The following is a 19176-nucleotide window of genomic DNA, read 5'->3' on the forward strand; positions in this document are numbered from 1 at the left end:
CTGAACAGGAGGGACAGCTGATAGAAACAGAAGCCACTGGCGCACCTCAAAAACACCATCATACACTAAATCAGTAAGTTGGCACCATTACCCAGTATGCTATTACAGAAACAGGCATCAAGCATTCAGGTTTTACGAAAAGTCACTCAGGGTGATTGCCACCTCTGTCCAGCTTACTACTTATTTTTAACAGCACATTATACAGTATTTTGGCAAATGGATAGCACATTTAACCTAACCTCTCGCTAAGCGCGCAACTTTAAGACAGTGAAAAAGCGCACGCGCAGCGAAAAAGATTCATCAATAATTTGCTCCGGGCACAAAATCTTCTCCTGCACACCCTTCAAAACGAAGCGAGGGGGGAGTACATTATTCCGTGCTGACTTCCACGGCAGGGAGCGGCAATAATAGCGAAAAGGTTAAAGGTTCATGTCCCCTATCGAAAAATCCAGCAAGCTAGATAACGTCTGTTATGACATCCGCGGCCCGGTTCTGAAAGAGGCAAAACGCCTTGAAGAAGAAGGCAACAAGGTTCTGAAACTCAACATTGGTAACCCTGCGCCATTTGGTTTTGAAGCGCCGGATGAAATTCTGGTTGATGTGATCCGCAACCTTCCGACTGCACAAGGCTATTGCGATTCAAAAGGACTTTACTCCGCACGTAAAGCCATTATGCAGCACTACCAGGCACGCGGTATGCGTGATGTTACCGTTGAAGATATCTATATCGGCAACGGCGTCTCCGAACTGATTGTGCAGGCAATGCAGGCCCTGCTGAACAGCGGGGACGAAATGCTGGTACCCGCGCCGGACTATCCGCTGTGGACGGCTGCCGTATCACTGTCCAGCGGTAAAGCAGTGCATTATCTGTGCGACGAATCCTCTGACTGGTTCCCGGACCTGGATGATATACGCGCAAAAATTACGCCCCGCACGCGCGGTATCGTCATTATTAACCCCAACAACCCGACGGGCGCGGTTTACTCAAAAGAGCTGCTGATGGAGATCGTCGAGCTGGCCCGCCAGCACAACCTGATCATCTTTGCAGACGAAATTTACGACAAGATCCTCTACGACGCGGCGCAGCACCATTCCATCGCCGCGCTGGCCCCGGACCTGCTGACCGTCACCTTTAACGGCCTGTCCAAAACCTACCGCGTGGCCGGTTTCCGCCAGGGCTGGATGGTGTTAAACGGTCCTAAAAAACACGCCAAAGGCTATATTGAAGGGCTGGAGATGCTGGCCTCCATGCGTTTATGCGCCAACGTGCCGGCGCAGCACGCGATCCAGACCGCGCTCGGCGGCTATCAGAGCATTAGCGAGTTTATCGTGCCCGGTGGACGCCTGTACGAACAGCGTAACCGCGCGTGGGAGCTGATCAACGATATCCCGGGCGTCTCCTGCGTGAAGCCGAACGGGGCGCTCTATATGTTCCCGAAAATTGACGCAAAGCGCTTCAATATCCACGACGACCAGAAAATGGTGCTCGATTTCCTGCTGCAGGAAAAAGTGCTGTTGGTCCAGGGCACGGCGTTTAACTGGCCGTGGCCGGATCACGTGCGTATCGTGACGCTGCCGCGCGAAGATGACCTGGAAATGGCCATCAGCCGTTTCGGCCGCTTCCTCTCCGGATACCATCAGTAACGTTGCCTTTCTGCCGGGTGGCGCTGCGCTCACCCGGCCTGCAAAATCCGCAAATTTGCATCTTGCCTCCCCTCCCCGCACAATGAACGCCTGTCGCAGTGAAGACAAAAGGTAACCTATGAGTCAGAGTCATTTCTTTGCCCACCTCTCCCGCCTGAAACTCATCAACCGCTGGCCGCTGATGCGCAATGTCCGCACGGAAAATGTGTCAGAGCACAGCCTGCAGGTTGCGATGGTCGCTCACGCGCTGGCCGCGATTAAAAATCGCAAATTCAACGGTCAGGTCAATCCAGAGCGCATCGCCCTGCTGGCGATGTACCACGATGCGTCAGAAGTGCTCACCGGCGATCTGCCTACGCCGGTGAAATATTTCAACTCGCAAATTGCGCAGGAATATAAGGCCATTGAGAAAATTGCCCAGCAGAAGCTGATTGAGATGGTGCCCGAAGAACTGCGTGATATCTTCGAGCCGCTTATCAACGAGCATCAGTACACGGAAGATGAAAAGTCGCTGGTCAAACAGGCCGACGCGCTGTGTGCCTATCTGAAGTGTCTCGAAGAGCTGTCCGCAGGGAATAATGAATTCTTGCTGGCGAAAACGCGCCTGGAAAAAACGCTGGAATCCCGCCGCAGCGAAGAGATGGATTACTTTATGCAGGTGTTTGTACCGAGCTTCCATTTATCGCTGGATGAGATTAGCCAGGATTCTCCCCTCTGATTTACGCCCAGCGGCGCTGCGCTTGCAGGGCCTGCTGGCTTGTTGGCCGGGTAAGGCGCAGCCGCCACCCGGCAAAATGCTCAGAACGGAAACAGGACCGGTATCAATACCACGCACACCACCATCACCAGCACGGTGAACGGCACGCCCAGCTTAACGAAATCACTGAACCGGTAGTTCCCCGGTCCCAGCACCAGCGTGTTCACGGGTGAAGAGACCGGCGTCATAAACGCCGCGGAAGCGGCCATCGCCACCATCATCGCAAACGGATACGGCGATACGCCCATGGACTTCGCCATCGCCAGGGCGATAGGTGCCATCAGTACCGCCGTCGCGGTATTCGAGATAAACAGGCCGATGGTGGCGCACATGATAAACAGGCAGACCATCATCATGTACGGCCCATACCCGCCGCCCACGTCCATTAAGCCTTTAACGATCAGATCTACCCCGCCGGTTTTTTGCAGCGCCAGGGCGAAGGGCATCATCCCGACAATGAGAATGATGCTCGGCCAGTGAATGGCCTTATAGGCGCTTTCGGCGTCAATGCAGCGGAATTTACCCATCAACAGGCAGGCGATGATTGCGGCGACCGGATTGGGGATCTCATCGGTCAGCATCAGCGCCACCATCAATACCAGGCAAAAAATCGCATGGGGCGCCTGGCTGTGGGCCGGGGAGGCGTCGCTCTCCTCAACGGGCATGTTGAGCACCACAAAATCACGCCCTTTTTGCCCGAGCTGGCTAATCAGCTTCCAGTTACCGACGACGAGAAAAATATCGCCCAGCAGGATCGGCTCATCCACCACCGCCCCTTCCATCGCCACGCCATCGCGCTTCAGCCCCACGACGTTCAGACCATAGCGGGTGCGGAACCCCATCTCCCGCACGGTTTTACCCAGCAGTTCCGACTCCGGGATCAGCGACACCTCGGCCATGCCGACATCCAGCGCCTGATCGGAGAAATACTCCCCGCGGAGCACCATCGGCTCCAGCAGCTGTTCACTGCAGAACTCGCGCAGGTCCACATCCGCGGTGGACATATCAATCAGCAGGACGTCACGCGCGCGGAATTCCGACACCCCGTTGACGTTGACGATCACCCGGCGAAACCGTCGCCAGCGCTCTACGCCGATCACATTCGCGCCATAGCGCTCACGCAGCTTCAGGTCATCCAGCCGCTGCCCCACCATCGGCGAGCCGGGCCGGATCGCCAGACGGCGCGCGCGCCCGGTAAGGCGGTACTCCTTAATCAGATCGCGGAAGGTGCGTCGCTTCCATCCTTCTTTATTTTTGTCCTGTTTTTCACCTTTCAGGGCAAAACGGGTCAGCAGCATGTAGACCACGCCCATGACCAGAATGACCAGCCCAAGCGGGGTGACGCTGAAAAAGCTAAAGCCCTCAAATCCTTCCCGGATCAGTTCGCTGTTGACCACCAGGTTCGGCGGCGTGGCCACCAGGGTCATCATGCCGCTGATAAGCCCGGCAAAGCTCAGGGGCATCATCAGGCGAGAAGGCGAGCTCTGCATCCGCATGGAGACACTCAGCACCACCGGGATAAAGATAGCGACCACGCCCGTGGAGCTCATAAACGCCCCCAGCCCGGCGACGGTCACCATCAGGTAGATCAGCATCTTGGTTTCGCTGCTGCCCGCCACTTTTACCAGCCACGCCCCCATGATGGTCGCTACGCCGGTGCGCACCAGACCATCCCCGATGATAAACAGGGCGGCAATCAGGATAACGTTGGGATCGCTAAATCCGGAGAAGGCTTCCGGCAGCGTCAGCGTTCCGCTGAGCACAAATGCGACGATAACAAACAGGGCGACGGCGTCCATGCGTACCTTGCCCGTGGCAAAAAGAATGATGGCGATTAAAAGCAGGCTCAGGACCCAAATCAGTTCACCGTTCACAACCTATCCTTGTCAGTGGAAGATGAGAAATTTTGCCATAAAAAAGCCCCAGCAATGTGGGGCCATATCATGGGATTACATTTTTAGCGAGACGGTTACAACTCCGTCAGAGGCTTTTGAAACAGACAGTGCCGTCAGTGAATCCAGCACCAGGTCTGCCTCGTCCAGGCGGGGAGATTCCGCCGGAACGTTAACGGCGATGACGTGGCTTCCTGCGTTCAGCCCGGCCAGTACGCCAGCCGCCGCATCTTCGACCACCACGCACTCTGCAGGGTCCAGGCCCAGCAGTTCAGCGCCCAGTAAAAATGCGTCAGGCTCCGGTTTACCCCGCTTCACGCGCTCCGCCGTGATAAACACGTCCGGCGTTGGCAACCCTGCAGCCTTGTGCCGGGCGTGGGCCACCGGCACGGAACCGGAGGTGACGATAGCCCACGGAATCTGCGCCTCGTTCAGATGCTCAAGCAGTTCGCGCGCGCCCGGTAACGCGGTGATGCCGTCCGTATCGGTGGCTTCAATGTGTTCCAGGTACTTGAACTCCGCCTGAATGTCCTCCTCAGAGCGTCCGGCCAGGAAGTGCCGTAGCGAGGTAATGGCCTGTTTGCCATGGATAAAATTCAGCACGTCCTGATGGTCGATGCCATGTCTGTCAGCCCAATGGCGCCAGGAACGTTCCACAACCGGCAGCGAGTCCACCAGCGTACCGTCCAGATCAAACAGAAAACCTCTACACTGCACACGCACCTCCGTCAGGCATTAATGATTTGTTGAATTTCGTTGCTGCTTAAATGGTACTGACGCGGGCAGGCGTGCCACGCGCTCAGCATACGCTGATATTTATCCCACATCGGGGTCTGCGCGTTGAAGCCGTGGGTGCCCGCGTCAAAGTGGGTATAACGCCCTTCCGTATTCACCATGAAGCGCACATAGCTGAGATAACGCGCTTCCGTTGCGGCATCAAAACCTAAGAAGGTCACGCGGCGCTCGTCAATGGACTGCTGATCTTTGAGATTCGTCCAAGACACATGCAGGGCGTGATACATCTCCATAATGTCGATCACGATGCGACAGGTTTCTTCTTTCAGCTCGCCAAACTCGCGGTCCAGTTCGCGCATTTGTAGACCAAAGCCGCGTTCGACGATGGTTTGCAGGCGGCTGTAGCGCGCAGCGTTATCGGGATCAAGCATAGTCATCATCTTGTACTGGTTAGACAAAATCAGACGTTGGGCATGGGTCATTTCCATCTTTCGACTCCTGTAGCGCATTGCACTTAAAAAAAAGACACGGTAACTGATTGTTACTGTGCCCTCTTTTCTTGGTCGTTTCGATGATCAATCACAAGTCATCGAGGAATGTTTTATCCAGTTGCTTAAATGCACGCTTTAACGTGTCCGCCAGCGCCTGGTAATCCGGCTTGCCTTCCACCGGGGCGAGCGCCTGTCCGGCCTCTTCCAGTTTACCGCGCACTTCATAAAACCAGTGTAAAATAGAAGGGGGAAGTGGCGTGATGGAGCGTTTACCTAACCACCACAGGCCCTGCATTGGCAGGCTTAATGCGAAGAGCGCCGTGGCAACGGCAGGACCAAGCTGTCCACCCAACGCAATCTGCCAGCACAGCGTAAAGATAGCGACAGGCGGCATAAAGCGAATCGCATAGCGCGTGGCGCGGATGGTGCGATTCTCAATAAACATCGGCGCAAGGCGCTTTTCCATCGGCCACGTCTTTGCGTAATGCTGTCCCCGACGAAACAGGCTAAAGAAATTAACGGACGGGTTCTCTGGTGTCGACATGGCTGTACCTCAACTTCACATATAAAAATTAAAATTTTCGTGCAAAACCACAACAAGCTATGACAACGTTCAAAATATTTTGTCATCACTACCCCGTATCGGGTATCCTGTGCCAGCCTGATAGGGCCTTAGACGAGAATCATTAGCTCGTCAAATTATTGCATATTATGCCATTGGCTGAAAATTGTGCAAAATGGCATAAAATCATAGTTATTTCTTCCATCATGCCACAATGTTCGTTTGGCATGATGTTAATCATAAATGTCCGGGTCATCATGCGTTACGCTGTTAGACTCACTGACGTTTTTTTAGCCACGTATCAATAATAGGTACTTCCATGTCGAGTAAGTTAGTACTGGTTCTGAACTGCGGTAGCTCCTCACTGAAATTCGCCATCATCGATGCGCTCAACGGTGACGAATACCTCTCTGGTTTGGCCGAATGTTTCCATCTGCCTGAAGCACGTATCAAGTGGAAGATGGACGGCAGCAAACAAGAAGCGGCTTTAGGTGCAGGCGCCGCTCACAGTGAAGCGCTGAACTTTATCGTTAACACTATTCTGGCACAAAAACCAGAACTGTCTGCTCAGCTGACTGCGATTGGTCACCGTATCGTCCACGGCGGCGAAAAATACACCAGCTCCGTGGTGATCGACGACTCTGTGATCCAGGGCATCAAAGACTCTGCCTCTTTCGCACCGCTGCACAACCCGGCTCACCTGATCGGTATCGCTGAAGCGCTGAAATCCTTCCCGAATCTGAAAGACAAAAACGTGGCCGTATTCGACACCGCGTTCCATCAGACCATGCCGGAAGAGTCTTACCTCTATGCCCTGCCATACAGCCTGTACAAAGAGCACGGCGTACGTCGTTACGGCGCGCACGGCACCAGCCACTTCTATGTGACTCAGGAAGCGGCAAAAGTGCTGAACAAGCCGGTTGAAGAACTGAACATCATCACCTGCCACCTGGGCAACGGTGGTTCTGTTTCTGCTATCCGCAACGGTAAATGTGTTGATACGTCCATGGGTCTGACCCCGCTGGAAGGTCTGGTGATGGGTACCCGTTCCGGTGACATCGACCCGGCGATCATCTTCCACCTGCACGACACCCTGGGCATGAGCGTTGACCAGATCAACAAAATGCTGACCAAAGAGTCTGGCCTGCTGGGTCTGACCGAAGTCACCAGCGACTGCCGTTACGTTGAAGACAACTACGCAGAGAAAGAAGACGCTAAACGTGCAATGGACGTTTACTGCCACCGTCTGGCGAAATACATCGGCTCTTACACTGCGCTGATGGAAGGCCGTCTGGACGCGGTTATCTTCACCGGTGGTATCGGTGAGAACGCGGCAATGGTTCGTGAACTGTCCCTGGGCAAACTGGGCGTTCTGGGCTTCGACGTTGATCACGAGCGTAACCTGGCTGCCCGCTTCGGCAAGTCTGGCTTCATCAACAAAGAAGGCACCCGCCCTGCTCTCGTTATCCCAACTAACGAAGAACTGGTCATCGCGCAAGACGCGCACCGCCTGACTGCCTGATTCCACACCGCCAGCAATGCTGGCGGTGCTGTTTTGTAACCCGCCCGATTTGGGCGGTAACGAAAGAGGATAAACCGTGTCCCGTACTATTATGCTGATCCCTACCGGAACCAGCGTCGGCCTGACCAGCGTCAGCCTTGGCGTTATCCGTGCTATGGAACGCAAAGGCGTTCGTCTGAGCGTCTTTAAGCCAATCGCCCAGCCACGTGCCGGTGGCGATGCACCAGACCAGACCACCACCATCGTTCGCAAGAACTCCAATCTGCCGGCGGCTGAACCGCTGAAGATGAGCCACGTTGAGTCTCTGCTCTCCAGCAACCAGAAAGACGTGCTGATGGAAGAGATCATCGCCAACTACCATGCTAACGCGCAAGACGCGGAAGTGGTGCTGGTTGAAGGTCTGGTTCCAACCCGCAAACACCAGTTTGCCCAGTCTCTGAACTTCGAAATCGCGAAAACCCTGAACGCAGAGATCGTTTTCGTGATGTCTCAGGGCACTGACACCCCGGAACAGCTGAACGAGCGTATCGAACTGACGCGCAGCAGCTTCGGCGGCGCGAAAAATACCAACATCACCGGCGTGATCGTCAACAAGCTGAACGCGCCAGTGGATGAGCAGGGCCGTACTCGCCCTGACCTGTCCGAGATCTTCGACGACTCGTCCAAAGCGAAAGTCATCAAAGTTGACCCGGCTAAGCTGCAGGAATCCAGCCCGCTTCCGGTTCTGGGCGCGGTGCCATGGAGCTTCGATCTGATTGCCACCCGTGCAATCGACATGGCGCGTCACCTGAACGCGACCGTGATTAACGAAGGCGACATTAACACCCGTCGCGTGAAGTCCGTGACCTTCTGTGCGCGTAGCATTCCGCACATGCTGGAACACTTCCGCGCAGGTTCCCTGCTGGTGACCTCCGCAGACCGTCCTGACGTGCTGGTTGCAGCCTGCCTGGCCGCAATGAACGGCGTGGAAATCGGTGCGATCCTGCTGACCGGTGCCTACGAGATGGACCCACGCGTCAGCAAGCTGTGCGAACGCGCGTTCGCGACCGGCCTGCCGGTCTTCATGGTGAACACCAACACCTGGCAGACCTCCCTGAGCCTGCAGAGCTTCAACCTGGAAGTGCCGGTTGATGACCACGAGCGTATCGAGAAAGTTCAGGAATACGTTGCGGGCTACATCAACGCAGACTGGATCGAATCCCTGACCGCGACCTCCGAGCGCAGCCGCCGTCTGTCTCCGCCAGCCTTCCGTTACCAGCTGACCGAGCTGGCGCGTAAAGCGGGCAAACGCGTTGTGCTGCCAGAAGGCGACGAACCACGTACCGTTAAAGCGGCGGCTATCTGTGCAGAGCGCGGCATCGCGACCTGTGTGCTGCTGGGTAACCCGGATGAGATCAACCGCGTAGCGGCCTCTCAGGGCGTTGAGCTGGGCGCTGGCATCGAAATCGTTGACCCGGAAGTGGTTCGCGAAAGCTACGTTGCCCGTCTGGTTGAGCTGCGTAAGAGCAAGGGCATGACCGAAGCCGTTGCGCGTGAGCAGCTGGAAGACAACGTGGTGCTGGGCACGCTGATGCTGGAGCAGGACGAAGTTGACGGTCTGGTTTCCGGTGCGGTTCACACCACGGCGAACACCATCCGTCCACCGCTGCAGCTGATCAAAACCGCGCCAGGCAGCTCTCTGGTGTCTTCCGTGTTCTTCATGCTGCTGCCTGAACAGGTTTACGTTTACGGCGACTGCGCGATCAACCCGGATCCAACCGCAGAGCAGCTGGCAGAGATCGCTATCCAGTCCGCAGACTCCGCGACCGCTTTCGGTATCGAGCCACGCGTGGCGATGCTCTCCTACTCCACCGGCACATCTGGTGCAGGTAGCGACGTAGAGAAAGTGCGTGAAGCGACCCGTATTGCGCAGGAAAAACGCCCTGATCTGATGATCGACGGCCCGCTGCAGTACGATGCCGCAGTCATGGCTGACGTTGCAAAATCCAAAGCGCCGAACTCGCCGGTTGCAGGTCGCGCTACCGTGTTCATCTTCCCGGATCTGAACACCGGTAACACCACCTACAAAGCGGTACAGCGTTCTGCCGACCTGATCTCCATCGGGCCAATGCTGCAGGGCATGCGCAAACCTGTGAACGACCTGTCTCGTGGCGCACTGGTAGACGATATCGTTTACACCATCGCGCTGACAGCGATCCAGTCTTCGCAGCAGCAGTAATGTATTGCCGGATGGCGCTTCGCTTATCCGGCCTACAAAACCGTAGGCCCGGTAAGCGCTAGCGCCACCGGGCAACAAAAAGGCGACCACTTAACCGGTCGCCTTTTTTATTTACAGCAGCTCGCGCGCCGCCGATACAATGTCATGTGCCGTCAGGCCATACTCTTTCTGCAGGAAATCCTGCGTTCCCACCTGGCCGTAACGCTCCTTGACCCCGACCCGCCGCATCGGCACCGGGCAGGTTTCCACCAGCACTTCCGCTACCGCCGACCCCAGCCCGTTGTGAATGCTGTGGTTTTCACAGGTCACGATGCGCCCGGTTTTCTCGGCGTAGTTTTTCACCAGCATCCGGTCGATGGGCTTCAGGGTAAACATGTCGATGACCGCCGCGCTGACGCCCTCCTGCTCAAGCTGCCGTGCCGCCTCAAGGGTTTCTGCAACCATGATGCCGTTGGCAATCAGCGTAATATCGCTCCCCTCGCGCAGCACGTTACCTTTTCCAATGGTGAAGGTGGAGCCCGGCGCATACACGCTCGGCGCCTGCTTACGAATGGTCCGCACCCAGTAGAAGCCGTCGAGATCGATAAGCTGGCGCAGCACGTCCTCAAACATCACCGCATCGGTGACTTCCAGCACCACCGAATGCGCCAGCCCGCGCACAATGCCCATATCCTCAAATGACATATGCGTTCCGCCGTTGTGGCAGGCCGTCACGCCCGCGTCTGAGGCAATCACCTTCACGTTGTTGCGCTGATAGTCCAGGGACATAAACAGCTGGTCAAAGCAGCGGCGACTGGCAAAGGCGGTGAAGGTGTGAACGAACGGCTTGCGGCCGGTAAGCGACAGCCCGGCTGCCGTGCCGATGACGTTGGCTTCCATAATGCCGCAGTTAATCACGTGCTGCGGATAATCGCGCGCCACGCCGTCCATCGCCATCGAGCTCATCAGGTCGGCTTCAAGCGCAATGATGTCGCTTCCGGCCTCAATTTGCTTTGCCACGAAGCCCGCGTAAACTTTACGCATCTCAACGGCGTCTTTCTGTCCTGCCGGTGCAACCTTAATCATGTGAAGCCTCCAGTTGGCGAATCGTCTCGTTGAGGGCCGCTTTGCTCTCCGCGGTCAATCGCAGGTGATGCGAGTTGCTGAGCTGCTCCAGGTACGGCACACCCTGCCCCTTAATGCTATCGAGGATGACGACTAACGGACGCGCATCGGCAGCCGGGACCCGCGACGTCACCGCCAGCAGCGCCGGAATGTCGTCCCCCTTCACCGTCACCACGTCAAAGCCAAAGGCGCGGAATTTGCCCTCGAGGTCGAACGCGCAGATGATCTCGTCCAGCTCGCCGTCGAGCTGCTGTTTATTCCAGTCGACAAACACCGTCAGGTTGTTCAGGCGATGATGGGCAATAAACTGGAACGCTTCCCAGCACTGCCCCTCGTTCAGCTCGCCGTCGCCGACGATGCAGAAGACCCGATTCGGCCGCCCTGCCAGCCTGTGCGACAGCGCCATGCCGCCGGCGATGGAAATCCCCTGTCCCAGCGAACCGGTGGTAGCATCTACGCCGCGCGTTTTCAGGCGGTCCGGGTGGCTGGGCAGGCGCGTACCGTTCTGGTTAAGCGTGCTCAGCTCTTCTATCGGGAAGTAGCCCTTGATCGCCAGGGTGCTGTAGAGCGCCGGGCCCGCATGGCCTTTTGACAGCACAAAGTAGTCTCGCTCCGGCCAGTCCGGGTCCGCCGGGTCGATTTTCATCACCGCGCCGTACAGCACGGCCAGGGTTTCAACCACCGACATGCTACCGCCGTAGTGGCCAAATCCCAGCTGCGTCAGGGATTTCAGCGTCTCAAGACGGATCTGACGCGCGAGTTCGGTTATCTCTTTCTCATTCATGATTTGGCTCCGGTGTTTTCCTGCGCGTTACCGCCTGCAGGTTTGTTTTTCGCGAAGACGTTGTACGCCACCAGCAGCGCGAACAGCGCCACGACCAGCCCGGTGATGGCCAGCGGCGACAGGAAGCGCGCCAGGTTGCCGAGCACAATCCCAACCGCGCCGAAGTCGGCGTCAGAGAAGGTGGTGTTGGCAAAGCCAATGGCGCCCAGTACCGGCAGCAGCAGGACCGGCAGGAAGGTAATCAGCAGGCCGTTGGCAAAGGCGCCAATCATCGCCCCACGACGTCCGCCGGTGGCGTTACCGAACACGCCCGCCGTTGCGCCGGTGAAGAAGTGCGGCACCACGCCCGGGAGGATCAGCACCCAGCTAAACTGACCGCAGATGAACAACCCCACAATCCCGCCGAGGAAGCTGAACAGGAAGCCAATCAGCACCGCGTTAGGTGCATAGGGATACACCACCGGGCAGTCCAGCGCAGGACGCGCGTTCGGCACCAGTTTTTCCGAGAAGCCGGTAAAAGCCGGGACGATTTCCGCCAGAATCAGGCGTACGCCCTGAAGGATGATGAACACGCCTGCCGCGAAAGTGATAGCCATGATGATGGCGTACACGAGGTAGTTCTGACCGGCGCTGAAGGTGGCCTCGACGTACTCGCGCCCGGCGCTCACCGCCATAATCAGGTAGATAATCATCATGGTCAGGGAGATGGAGATTGAGCTGTCGCGCAGGAAGCTCAGGTTCTTCGGCAGGTTCATCTCTTCGGTTGAGCGGGAACCTTTACCTACCTTGCTGCCAATCCAGCCGGACAGCACGTAGCCCAGCGTGCCGAAGTGGCCGAAGGCAATCTCATCGTTGCCGGTAATGCGCTTCATGTAGCGCTGCGCAATCGCCGGGAAGAAAGCCATGATCAGGCCGAGGATCAGCGACCCGGTAAAGACCAGCCCTACGCCTTCAAAGCCCGCCACCGTCAGGATCACGCCAATCATGCACGCCATATAAAACGTGTGGTGTCCGGTCAGGAAGATATACTTCAGGCGGGTAAAGCGGGCGACGATAATATTCGCCACCATCCCGAAGGCCATAATCAGCGCGGTCGCTGCACCGTATTTTTCGAGCGCAATGGACACAATGGCTTCATTGTTTGGAATAATGCCCTGAATAGTAAAAGCGTGTTCAAACATGCCGCCTAACGGATTTAACGATCCGACCAGCACGGTGGCACCGCCGCCCAGTACAATAAAGCCCAGAATAGTTTTAATGGTCCCTTTCACCACGTCTGAAAACGCTTTTTTCTGCGCAACCAGACCGATTAACGCAATTAAACCCACCAGCACCGAAGGGACTTTTAAAATATCAACAACGAAATTCAGCGTTTCAAGGATAAACATATCCACCTCGCCTTATCAGGGTTATTGTCTTTCGAACCAGGCGCGCAGCTGCGCTTCAAGTTCGTTGATGTCGATGATGTTGTTGATCACCACCAGCTGGCTCTCCGGCACGCTGGCGCTGGCCGCAATGTCTTTTGCCATCACGAACAGATCGGCCGCGCCCGGCGTCGCCGAGGAGAGATCGGAGTGTTCAACCTCAGCCTCAATCTCCAGCTTTTTGAGCACCTTTTTAATATTCATTTCGACCATAAAACTGCTGCCCAGGCCAGAACCGCAAATAGCCATGATTTTCATTGTTGTCCCCTTATTTTGAGTAGAGTACGCCCCATCACGCTGACGCGTAATGTAGTGAAAAACCGGATTACAGAATTAAATCAGAAGCGGTTAATAATTGTTTTAATTTCCTCCAGGGTATTCGCCTGATGCAGTTTCTCCATCTCCTCGTCGCTGGAAAATAATTCTGCGAGTGCGGATATCATTTCGATATGACTATGTTTGTCAGGTGCCGCAAGCATGATAATCACATCGACAGGGTCAAACTCACCGGCACCAAACGAGACGCCCTGTTTTAGTTTTAATAACGACAACCCCAGTCCTTTGGCGCCTTCCTCCGGCCGCGCATGCGGCATCGCCAGCCCTGGTGCCAGCACATAATAAGGTCCTAACGCGTGGTGCTGCTTGATGATGGCCGTGACGTAGTCAGGCTCAATCACCTGCAAATACAGCAGCGGCTTCGCGCACAGCTTCAGCGCCTGCGGCCAGTCTTCCACGCTCTCCTGCAGCGTGATGGTTGTATCATATATCCATTTTTTGAGCACTTTTCACTCCCGCCACACGTTTAAGATGAGCAAACTTTATTCAACGCATCGCGGATTGACTGCGATCGCGATCACAAAGATAGCGCTACCAATCATTAACATGCAGAAATGTGATAGCGCTATCAAATTGCAATCACGTTGCTAAATCACAGCAAAAAAAGGGATTTAAGGCGTATACTGCCTGTCACGTGAAACGAAGGAAAAAAGAACGCGTCTGGTCAGCAGGAAGGTGTATGTCTCTAACCCGAAAACGGCGCAGTACTGGTAAAGTGACACTCGCCGATGTCGCACAGCTTGCCGGTGTGGGCACGATGACCGTGTCCCGTGCGCTTCGCACGCCCGAACAGGTTTCCGATAAACTACGAGAAAAAATAGAAGCCGCGGTACAAGAGTTAGGCTATATGCCCAATCTTGCAGCCAGTGCCCTTGCCTCGGCGTCGTCATGGACGATAGCCATGGTGGTGCCCAACCTCTCCGAAGCCGGCTGCTCGGAGATGTTCGCCGGGCTACAGCAGGTGCTGCAGCCTGCCGGATATCAGATCATGCTGGCAGAATCCCAGCATCGTCTTGAGCAGGAGGAGAAGTTGCTGGAGACGCTGCTGGCGTCAAATATCGCCGCAGCGATTTTGCTCAGCGTTGAACATACCGACACCGTTCGCCACTGGCTGAAAAACGCCTCGATTCCGGTGATGGAGATGGGCGCCATGCGCGCCGATCCGATTGATATGAACATCGGGATTGATAACGTGGCGGCCATGTTTGAGCTCACGGAGATGGTCATTAAGCGCGGCTATCAAAACATTGGCCTGCTGTGCGCCAACCAGGAGCAGTGGATTTTCCAGCAGCATCTGCAGGGCTGGTATAAAGCCATGCTTCGCCACCATATGTCGCCTAACCGGGTCATTAACGCGGCGATGCCGCCGAGCTTCTCGACCGGCGCGGCGCAGCTGCCCGAATTCCTGCTGGCATGGCCTGAGCTGGATGCGCTGGTGTGCGTCTCTGACGAGCTGGCCTGCGGCGCGCTGTACGAGTGCCAGCGCAGGCGAATCAAAGTGCCGGACGATCTGGCAGTGGTAGGGTTTGGCGATAGCGACGTGAGCCGCGTCTGTCAGCCGCCGCTGACGACCATGGCGGTGCCGCATCGTAAGATTGGGATCGAAGCCGGGAAAGCGCTACTGGAGCGCCTGAATGGCGGAGACTGGCGCGATCAAAAGCCCATCGCGTCCAGCCTGTGTCTGAGAGAGAGCTGCTGACGATTACTCAGCCTCTTCCTCTTTTTCTGATTTGGTCGATTCGTTTTTGGCGTTGCGGGTCATCCACAGCGCCAGCGCTTTTAACGAATCCGGCGTGAACTCGTCGCAGCGCGCGGTGATCTCTTCCGGCGTCATCCAGCTGACTTCACTCACTTCTTCTTCCTGCAGGGCGAACGGGCCGTGGGAGACGCAGCTAAACAGCCCGCCCCAGACGCGGCAGTTCTCGTCTTCGAAATAGAACTGACCGTGCTCGGCAAACGGCACGCCGGCGATGCCTAACTCCTCTTCCGCTTCACGACGCGCAGAATCCAGCAGCACTTCATCCGCCTGGACGACGCCGCCTGCAGTGGCATCCAGCATACCCGGGAGAAAATCTTTGGTGTCCGTGCGGCGCTGAACCAGAATTTTACCCATACCGTCATGCACAACGATATATGTCGCACGGTGACGCAGGCGCTCCGCACGCATTTGCTCGCGGCTGGCCTGCGCGATCACTTCATTCTCTTCGTTGACAATGTCAACCCACTCTGTACTTGCCAAATGACTCTGCTCCACCATCGGGAAACCTTCTTTTCTAAGCGCTCTTTCGGCGCGTTTGCAGTTGAGGTGTAACTTACGGATTAATCGCTACCTGCGCAATAACTTGCTGATCATTAAGTGCGATAACGCTCAGGGTATTTCCTTCCAGCATGCCGTAGCTCGCAGGATACCCGCCTTTTGGGATGCTGACCGAGCCCGGATTAAAGTGATAAATCTCACCGCGTTTTTCCGCAACCGGAATATGAGTATGACCGTAAACCAGGACATCGCCAGCCGCGAGCGCCGGGAGATTATCCGGGCTGAAAAGATGCCCGTGGGTCAGGAACAGACGGTGTTGTTCGAGCAGCACCTGCTGCCACGGCGCGGTAATGGGAAAATGCAGCAGCATCTGGTCCACTTCGCTGTCACAGTTGCCGCGAACGGCGATGATGCGCGAGGCATACGGGTTGAGTTTTTCCGCGACCTGCGCAGGGTCATAGCCTTCCGGCAGCGCGTTGCGTGGGCCGTGATTCAACACGTCACCCAGAATAATCAGCCACTTCGCACCGCTTTTCTCAAACAGAGAAAGGACACGCTCGGTCGCGGGCAGCGATCCATGGATATCCGACGCAAACATCAGTTTCATCAGTCACTCCTCGGGAAAACAGACTGCCCCCATCATACCTGAAGCGTCAGGGCTTATCAGCCCGCGCGCTTGGCCGAGAGTGCCACATAGCGCTGCACGGAGGCACGCTGCCACTGGAACGCGGCATAATCCACCAGCAGCTGCGGCACCTCGTCACCGTTGAGGATCAGGCGGTTTAGCATCAACGCCAGATCGGCATCCGCAATGCACCACTCGCCGAACAGGTTTGGGTTGCCATGGGCGAGCAGTAAGGAGGCGGTTTCAATCAGCTTCTGCGCGCTTTCCTGGCCTTCTGCGCTGAGGGCGGGCTTTTTCACCCCGGCAAACACGACATCCGTGGAGCGTTCGACGCGAATCGACACCAGATCGCTGCGCAGCCACGCCTGGATCTGCCGCGCCCGGGCGCGCTTTTGCAGATCGTGAGGATAGATACGCTCCCACTCCGGGGGGGCGAACCGATCTTCCAGGTATTCATCGATCGCCGACGATTCGCTCAGGGCAAATCCGTCAATCTCCAGCACCGGCACGCGACGGGTCAGGTCGTAACCCTGCCACTGCGGCTTGAGATGTTCACCGCCGTCGAGATCAACGGTCTTCAGGGTAAAAGCGAGTCCTTTTTCGGCCAGCGCAACGTAAACGCTCATGACATAGGGAGAAAAGAAGTTCGCATCGGACCACAACGTGATGACGGGCTGGTTCATAACATCCTCATAGGCTGATCGGTTTTTACTCAACATATAATCTCTTTGCCTCGCTGTCACTTGATGAAAACTCACGATTTACAACAACCACCTATACTCATTTGTCATGGCACCACTATTCGCATGGACAGGAGTTGAGAATGATCGACCTTTATTATGCCCCTACCCCAAACGGCCATAAGATCACCCTCTTTCTTGAAGAAGCCGAGCTGGATTACAGGATCATTCGCGTGGATATCAGCAAAGGCGAGCAGTTCAGCCCTCTCTTTCTGGCTATCTCGCCGAATAATAAAATCCCGGCCATCATTGATAACCAGCCGGCGGACGGGGGCAGACCGTTGAGCCTGTTTGAATCCGGTGAAATTTTGCTCTACCTGGCGGAGAAAACCGGCAAGCTGCTGAGCGGCGAACTGCGCGAGCGCCACCATACGCTGCAATGGCTTTTCTGGCAGGCAAGCGGGCTGGGCCCCATGCTGGGACAAAATCATCATTTTACCGCTTACGCCCCGCAACCCATTCCTTACGCGATAGAACGCTATCAGGTTGAGACGCAGCGGCTCTATGACGTTCTGAACCGTCGGCTGGAGAAAACGCCGTGGCTCGGGGGCGATCATTACAGTATTGCCGACATCGCCTGCTGGCCGTGGGTGAATACGCATGAAAAACACCGAATTGACCTGGCCGCTTACCCGGCGGTGAACAACTGGTTTGAGCGCATCCGGATCCGCCCGGCGACCGAGCGAGCGATGCAAAAAATCCAGCAAATTTAACCCGGTATGAGGCTGGGTGCCTGTGAGGCTCTCATGTATTATGGGCAGGAAATACTGACACGGAGAAGACCTGCAATGTCACAGCCAGACGCCATTATTCGTATAAAAAATTTACGCCTGCGTACCTTCATCGGTATCAAAGAGGAAGAGATCGCCAACCGTCAGGATATTGTTATTAACGTGGTGATTCACTACCCCGCAGACAAAGCGCGCGCCAGCGAAGACATCAATGACGCGCTGAACTACCGCACAATCACCAAGAACATTATCCAGTTTGTGGAGAATAACCGTTTCTCTCTGCTGGAAAAATTAACTCAGGATGTGCTTGATATCGCACGCGAACATCACTGGGTCACTTATGCTGAAGTTGAGATCGATAAACTTCACGCCCTGCGTTACGCCGACTCCGTCTCTATGACGTTAAGCTGGAAACGCCAGGCGTAAACCTGGAGGTTGTATGAAGATTTTGCTGACCGGCGGTACTGGCCTGATTGGTCGTCACCTCATTGCGCGTCTGCAGGCCTTGCACCACGACATCACCGTGGTCTCGCGCAGCCCGGAAAAAGCGCGTCAGGTGCTGGGGGCAGGTGTTGATATCTGGAAAAATCTGGCCGAGCAGCAAAATCTGGACGGTTTCGACGCCGTTATTAACCTCGCGGGAGAACCCATCGCCGATAAGCGCTGGACGGAAGAGCAAAAACAGCTGTTATGCAGCAGCCGGTGGAACATTACCGAAAAGCTGGTCGAGCTGATCCGCAACAGCCATACGCCGCCTGCCGTGCTGATTTCGGGTTCAGCAGTGGGCTATTACGGCGATCTCGGCGAGGTGGTGGTGACCGAGGAAGAGCCTCCCCATAACGAGTTTACCCATAAGCTCTGCGCCCAGTGGGAGCGTATCGCCTGCGCGGCGCAGAGCGATCGGACCCGCGTCTGCCTGCTGCGGACCGGTGTCGTCCTCGCGCCGAAAGGCGGCATTCTGGCGAAGATGCTTCCCCCTTTCAGGCTAGGACTCGGTGGCCCCATCGGTAATGGCCGTCAGTATATGGCGTGGATCCATATCGACGATATGGTCAACGGGATTCTCTGGCTGCTGGATAACGATCTGCGCGGGCCGTTTAACATGGTTGCGCCGTATCCGGTGCGAAATGAACAGTTTGCCCACGCGCTGGGACATGCCCTGCACCGCCCGGCGATATTGCGCGTGCCTGCGACGGCGATTCGGCTGCTGATGGGTGAAGCGTCTGTTCTGGTTCTGGGCGGACAGAGAGCGCTGCCAAAACGGCTGGAAGCGGCCGGGTTTGCGTTCCGCTGGTATGAATTAGAAGAGGCGCTGGGGGATGTGGTGCGGTGAATATGGTACAGTGACAGGCCA

20 protein-coding genes are annotated in these 19176 nt (G+C 56.2%); 8 read left to right on the forward strand and 12 right to left on the reverse strand.

Translation table 11 applies throughout. The features are described 5' to 3' along the window. The first annotated feature begins 429 nt into the window (after positions 1–429). Together alaA and yfbR are read left to right on the forward strand one after the other, a co-directional pair. Complete coding sequence (gene alaA, locus ACOTXF_RS18625) at positions 430–1644, forward strand: alanine transaminase AlaA (RefSeq protein ID WP_008500204.1); 1215 nt, start codon at positions 430–432, stop codon at positions 1642–1644. Positions 1645–1762: 118 nt separating this feature from the next. Beyond that, positions 1763–2362, forward strand: coding sequence for a 5'-deoxynucleotidase (gene yfbR / locus ACOTXF_RS18630; protein ID WP_008503531.1), 600 nt, complete (start codon positions 1763–1765; stop codon positions 2360–2362). A gap of 80 nt (positions 2363–2442) precedes the next feature. On the opposite strand, the gene ACOTXF_RS18635 is transcribed toward yfbR, so the two are convergent. The 4 genes from ACOTXF_RS18635 to yfbV all read right to left on the reverse strand — a co-directional run bounded on the left by ACOTXF_RS18635 (position 2443) and on the right by yfbV (position 6063). Continuing rightward, a complete protein-coding gene (locus ACOTXF_RS18635) occupies positions 2443–4275 on the reverse strand; it encodes an SLC13 family permease (protein WP_021241559.1) in 1833 nt (610 codons plus the stop codon). A gap of 75 nt (positions 4276–4350) precedes the next feature. Then, positions 4351–5010 carry a sugar phosphatase gene (locus ACOTXF_RS18640; protein WP_047747638.1) on the reverse strand — a complete coding sequence of 220 codons (660 nt, stop codon included), beginning with the start codon at positions 5008–5010 and terminating at the stop codon, positions 4351–4353. A gap of 11 nt (positions 5011–5021) precedes the next feature. Next, positions 5022–5516 (reverse strand): YfbU family protein, encoded by a 495-nt coding sequence (locus tag ACOTXF_RS18645; RefSeq protein ID WP_008502874.1) that lies wholly within the window; start codon positions 5514–5516, stop codon positions 5022–5024. A 91-nt stretch (positions 5517–5607) separates the two neighbouring features. Then, positions 5608–6063, reverse strand: coding sequence for a terminus macrodomain insulation protein YfbV (gene yfbV, locus ACOTXF_RS18650; protein ID WP_008502875.1), 456 nt, complete (start codon positions 6061–6063; stop codon positions 5608–5610). Between the two features lie 337 nt (positions 6064–6400). On the opposite strand from yfbV, the gene ackA reads away from it, so the two are divergent. After that, on the forward strand, positions 6401–7603 hold the full coding sequence (gene ackA, locus ACOTXF_RS18655) for an acetate kinase (protein ID WP_008502876.1): 1203 nt from the start codon (positions 6401–6403) through the stop codon (positions 7601–7603). A gap of 76 nt (positions 7604–7679) precedes the next feature. Then, entirely contained in the window at positions 7680–9821 is a 2142-nt protein-coding gene (gene pta, locus ACOTXF_RS18660; protein ID WP_008502877.1) for a phosphate acetyltransferase, read from the forward strand. 111 nt (positions 9822–9932) lie between these two features. On the opposite strand, the gene ACOTXF_RS18665 is transcribed toward pta, so the two are convergent. The 5 genes from ACOTXF_RS18665 to ACOTXF_RS18685 form a co-directional block, all read right to left on the reverse strand. Further along, the gene (locus ACOTXF_RS18665; protein ID WP_047747639.1) at positions 9933–10886 is read right to left on the reverse strand and encodes a transketolase family protein; all 954 of its coding nucleotides are present in this window, start codon (positions 10884–10886) and stop codon (positions 9933–9935) included. Then, entirely contained in the window at positions 10879–11709 is an 831-nt protein-coding gene (locus tag ACOTXF_RS18670; protein WP_032663153.1) for a transketolase, read from the reverse strand. The genes ACOTXF_RS18665 and ACOTXF_RS18670 overlap by 8 nt, the downstream gene beginning before the upstream one ends. Then, positions 11706–13097, reverse strand: coding sequence for a PTS ascorbate transporter subunit IIC (locus ACOTXF_RS18675; RefSeq protein WP_023617386.1), 1392 nt, complete (start codon positions 13095–13097; stop codon positions 11706–11708). Before ACOTXF_RS18675 ends, ACOTXF_RS18670 begins: the two co-directional genes overlap by 4 nt. A gap of 21 nt (positions 13098–13118) precedes the next feature. Next, positions 13119–13391 (reverse strand): PTS sugar transporter subunit IIB, encoded by a 273-nt coding sequence (locus ACOTXF_RS18680; RefSeq protein WP_003861447.1) that lies wholly within the window; start codon positions 13389–13391, stop codon positions 13119–13121. 80 nt (positions 13392–13471) lie between these two features. After that, the gene (locus ACOTXF_RS18685) at positions 13472–13915 is read right to left on the reverse strand and encodes a PTS sugar transporter subunit IIA (protein ID WP_316937186.1); all 444 of its coding nucleotides are present in this window, start codon (positions 13913–13915) and stop codon (positions 13472–13474) included. 233 nt (positions 13916–14148) lie between these two features. On the opposite strand from ACOTXF_RS18685, the gene ACOTXF_RS18690 reads away from it, so the two are divergent. Continuing rightward, positions 14149–15168 carry a LacI family DNA-binding transcriptional regulator gene (locus ACOTXF_RS18690; RefSeq protein ID WP_021241565.1) on the forward strand — a complete coding sequence of 340 codons (1020 nt, stop codon included), beginning with the start codon at positions 14149–14151 and terminating at the stop codon, positions 15166–15168. Between the two features lie 3 nt (positions 15169–15171). Here the strand turns inward: ACOTXF_RS18690 and yfcD are convergent, their stop codons facing one another. Genes yfcD through yfcF form a run of 3 tightly spaced genes read right to left on the reverse strand, consistent with a single transcriptional unit; the run spans position 15172 to position 17034 of the window. After that, on the reverse strand, positions 15172–15726 hold the full coding sequence (gene yfcD, locus ACOTXF_RS18695) for an NUDIX hydrolase YfcD (RefSeq protein WP_008502582.1): 555 nt from the start codon (positions 15724–15726) through the stop codon (positions 15172–15174). 55 nt (positions 15727–15781) lie between these two features. Further along, positions 15782–16333 carry a phosphodiesterase gene (gene yfcE / locus ACOTXF_RS18700; RefSeq protein WP_023325771.1) on the reverse strand — a complete coding sequence of 184 codons (552 nt, stop codon included), beginning with the start codon at positions 16331–16333 and terminating at the stop codon, positions 15782–15784. Positions 16334–16389: 56 nt separating this feature from the next. Next, positions 16390–17034 (reverse strand): glutathione transferase, encoded by a 645-nt coding sequence (gene yfcF, locus ACOTXF_RS18705; RefSeq protein ID WP_047747640.1) that lies wholly within the window; start codon positions 17032–17034, stop codon positions 16390–16392. Between the two features lie 140 nt (positions 17035–17174). Here yfcF and yfcG point away from each other — a divergent pair, with 140 nt between their 5' ends. The 3 genes from yfcG to ACOTXF_RS18720 all read left to right on the forward strand — a co-directional run bounded on the left by yfcG (position 17175) and on the right by ACOTXF_RS18720 (position 19155). Next, positions 17175–17804, forward strand: coding sequence for a GSH-dependent disulfide bond oxidoreductase (yfcG, locus tag ACOTXF_RS18710; protein WP_232926990.1), 630 nt, complete (start codon positions 17175–17177; stop codon positions 17802–17804). Positions 17805–17879: 75 nt separating this feature from the next. Further along, positions 17880–18248, forward strand: a complete 369-nt coding sequence (gene folX, locus ACOTXF_RS18715) for a dihydroneopterin triphosphate 2'-epimerase (protein WP_008502586.1) — start codon at positions 17880–17882, stop codon at positions 18246–18248. A gap of 13 nt (positions 18249–18261) precedes the next feature. Further along, entirely contained in the window at positions 18262–19155 is an 894-nt protein-coding gene (locus ACOTXF_RS18720; protein ID WP_032652821.1) for a TIGR01777 family oxidoreductase, read from the forward strand. The last annotated feature ends 21 nt before the right edge of the window (positions 19156–19176 follow it).

The organism is Enterobacter cloacae complex sp. IR53041 (assembly GCF_049238285.1).
Taxonomy (GTDB): domain Bacteria; phylum Pseudomonadota; class Gammaproteobacteria; order Enterobacterales; family Enterobacteriaceae; genus Enterobacter; species Enterobacter roggenkampii.